The sequence below is a fragment of the Photorhabdus caribbeanensis genome (assembly GCF_018448885.1).
Lineage (GTDB): Bacteria > Pseudomonadota > Gammaproteobacteria > Enterobacterales > Enterobacteriaceae > Photorhabdus > Photorhabdus caribbeanensis.
Genome location: NZ_RCWB01000080.1, coordinates 1 through 3,151, shown reverse-complemented (window position 1 = coordinate 3,151; position 3,151 = coordinate 1). Strand labels below are relative to the sequence as shown.

4 protein-coding genes are annotated in these 3,151 nt (G+C 50.0%); 1 reads left to right on the top strand and 3 read right to left on the bottom strand.

Going from position 1 to position 3,151, the window contains the following annotated elements; genetic code table 11:
• Nucleotides 1-742 (bottom strand): hemolysin/hemagglutinin-like protein HecA precursor (locus EAE90_RS22920; RefSeq protein ID WP_246551106.1); only part of this gene is annotated, 742 nt, incomplete at its 3' end.
• A gap of 17 nt (nt 743-759) precedes the next feature.
• Between EAE90_RS22920 and EAE90_RS22915 the strand changes: the two genes are divergently transcribed.
• Entirely contained in the window at nt 760-897 is a 138-nt protein-coding gene (locus EAE90_RS22915) for a SymE family type I addiction module toxin (RefSeq protein WP_246551104.1), read from the top strand.
• 46 nt (nt 898-943) lie between these two features.
• Here EAE90_RS22915 and EAE90_RS22910 read toward each other — a convergent pair whose 3' ends face one another.
• Complete coding sequence (locus EAE90_RS22910) at nt 944-1,216, bottom strand: hypothetical protein (RefSeq protein ID WP_036774039.1); 273 nt, start codon at nt 1,214-1,216, stop codon at nt 944-946.
• The coding region (locus EAE90_RS22905) for a VENN motif pre-toxin domain-containing protein (RefSeq protein ID WP_214055416.1) at nt 1,206-3,151 on the bottom strand (1,946 nt) is incomplete at its 5' end. The genes EAE90_RS22910 and EAE90_RS22905, both read right to left, overlap by 11 nt.

Below are 3,151 nucleotides of genomic sequence, written 5' to 3'. Positions count from 1 at the left end.
TATCACCTGTGCTACCGGACCAATGCCACGTACCATCATTAGTATTGGTAAATTGATGTACATTACCATCACTATCCAATGCGTATCTTTTTTTACCACTTGTAACTGAATTGCTAAACAATTCGACCGAATTCTTAGGTTCAGTCCCGGCATTACGGTGATAACCTATTTGTCCCGGAGTATGCTTAGGATTTGATTTATAAACTAACCCATTATTCGCTGTCACTGGATTAGGTACTGGTACAGCACTTCCTTTGACTCCTTTTGCTCCAGCTTTACTGATCCCTCCGGCCACTCCCGCAGACGCCGCAATTCCCGTCTGCCCCATAATCTTCACGATTTCCTGGGTGGTTTCTTCTGAGCCTCCAGTGATTTGGGCACGATGGAGCACTAAATTCCGTGATGCGTCAATATTCGACATCGCACCGCGTAAATCTGCCCATTCCCGCACTTCTACTGGCGTGAGGGAATCCAGTCCCTGCATTCTGGCTTTTTCCTGAATTTCGCCTATCCGAGCACTGTAATCACCTTGCAATGCCCGCAGCTCTTTAGCAACGGCAACGCACTGGTCAGCCCCTGAACACGTTGCTATCCGTTCCTGAACCTTGTCATATTCCTGCCGATATTTATCCCTAACGGCAGAGCGGCAACTGCTATCACCCTGACAATTAACCAGTTCCTCACTGCGCGATTGATTCTTCTCCACACTTAGGTGGTTGTTGTCTACAACAACGCATTCCATTGCGACGTTGATTACTGTTGTGCCACATCAAATCATACCCGCAGCTCACCATTAAGGGACGTTGGTTGGCTGCGTTGGGCTTTACCACAGGGAAGCTGATCACTATTACCAGCGAAGCCGGACAGTTGATCATCCGGCTGGTAGAGAACGGTTGATGGCTAAAAGAAAGATTTTGGTCAATTCATAAAGCCGGGAATTTTATTAACATTCTTTTATTCGATTAATAAGTGAAGCCATCACCTCAGTGGCTTCTTCTTTAAATTTAATGCTCCATTCTTTAGTCCAATCACTTGGTCGACCTTGATCTTCCCATTCAGCTAAAGCAACAGAATTAATTATTTCTAATTCAAACCATATTTTCTGATATCGCTCATCATCGTACAGATCCTCTGATGAATGAATGAACCTAGAGAACACCATTAAGTCATCTAATGAGTTAACCGCATCTTTTATCAAGGATTCTTTATTTTCCATATTTCACCGTTACCACTTTACCTGATTCATTAGTAACAATAGATACATTATTCATTGGGTCATAATGAACAGTCGTTCCCCCTCTACTCGGGGTTGATATTCCATTTTTGATGGTATTTTCTACAACAGATGGAGTGATTCCGCGATCTTGCATACGATCCAAGGCATGACCGGAATACTCTCTGTTATTAATAGTCGCAGGTTCATTCCTTACGGGTTGGTAAGAGGGATTTTTAGGCTGATTCATCTGCTTCTGTTTACCTCCCATAGGGAGAGTAGCCCCAGAGTTTGTATTATTTGCAGAGTTTCCAGATTTACCTTTACCCAATCCTCCAGTCACAGCACCCAGTGCAGCCCCCGCCAAAATTTCTGCCTGCTGCTTATCGATACCATAGCGGCTCTGTAACTGATTGGCAAATTCCGTACTTGAAACGACGCCTTCGGCTTCAATCTGCTGGGCCAACAGAGAAGACATGTCATTCTTCATCCGTGAAGGCACATCGTCACCCAGTACGCGATCGATGGCTTGACGTACCAGCATACCATTAGCCGGGATATCACCGTATTTTTCCTTGCAGGCGGCGGGGTTGGAGGAACACACCGCGATCAGCTCTTTTTGCTGCTTGAGGCTCAGATCTTCCATTTCCTTCGTGATCTGTTTGCAGTCGCCGCGTCCCTCACACCCTTTGGCTCTGGCCGTAAAGTCGTCTATCTGATCTGCGCTCAAAAAGTTATTCTCAACCGCATTCTTCCCGGCCAAGGCCCCGGTAACGGTGCTCCCGGTGGAGTCACCAGCAATACCGCCTGCCAATCCTGCTGCCAAGGTGGAAAGGGTGCTGATAGTTTGCTTCTGCTCCTCCGTTAATTCACTGACTTTGGCCCCATCGCCGTAAAGTTGCTTAATCAGGACCTGAGCGGCCAGTTCACCCGAAGCCGCACCGGCTGCTCCCGCCAAGGCATTATTACCGCTGACTTCTGCCGCCACCGCGCCTAAAATCGCATGGGCCAGCGTATTGGTGGCGATATCCACCTGATGAGTTTGCGGGTCCGTCGTCAGCGCTTTTATCACCCCGGCCAGATAAGGCGAAGCCCCTCCGGCCAGCGCCTGACCGAGATTATTCCCCGCTAAGCCCTGAATCGCTGCGGTGGCCGCCTGTAGGGCTTTCTGATAGGTGCCGCCGGTCCCAAAGCCCGAGTCATTCAGCGCCTGTGTGTAAGCGGTGTCATAAACTTGCTTATTAATATCCGCCGCAGTCGGGTGTGGATTGCCACTGTCGACCAGTTTTTTTCTGGCTGCCGCTTTGTCCGGCTCACTGATATGGTCCAGCTTCGCTTTCGCCGCTTTGGTGGCGATAATTTTCCCCTCCGTACTGGCTATCTCGGTCATCTGGGCGCTGATTTCACCAATCAGTTGCGCCTGTTTTAGCCGTTGCTGTTCCTTTTCCTTATCAAATATCGGACTCAGGACATTGGCGGCGTTATCGGTATCGCGGCTGAGGGTCGCGACATCCTGCGTCTGGTGCGCCTTGTCCCGGATAATCAGATTGCCGTCACTGACCGCGGCGTGCGTGGTGCTGCTGTCATGGCCTGAGTTATGAGTCCCCGTCAGCCCATTGACCGCCAGATTATTCAGGACCTGACCGGCGGTCGGTTGGCCCAGGCTGACGCCCGCACTTTGCTGCTCAACAGTAAAATCCGCTTGATTTTTAATATCTTTAAAGCCCAGCGTCCCGGTGTTCAGGGTGTTTTTGGTTTTGTCGGCTTGACTCGCTATCACCGCGCCGTCCAGTTGGGTGTGGTCGCCGACATTAACCTGATAGCCGCCTTTGCCAGCAAACAGCCCGGTCTGCTCCTGCACGCTGTCATAGTTGCTGTGGAGTTTATTGCGGCTGGCATTGAGGCTTGCTGTGCCGTTGGTGAGGGGACCCACGGTGG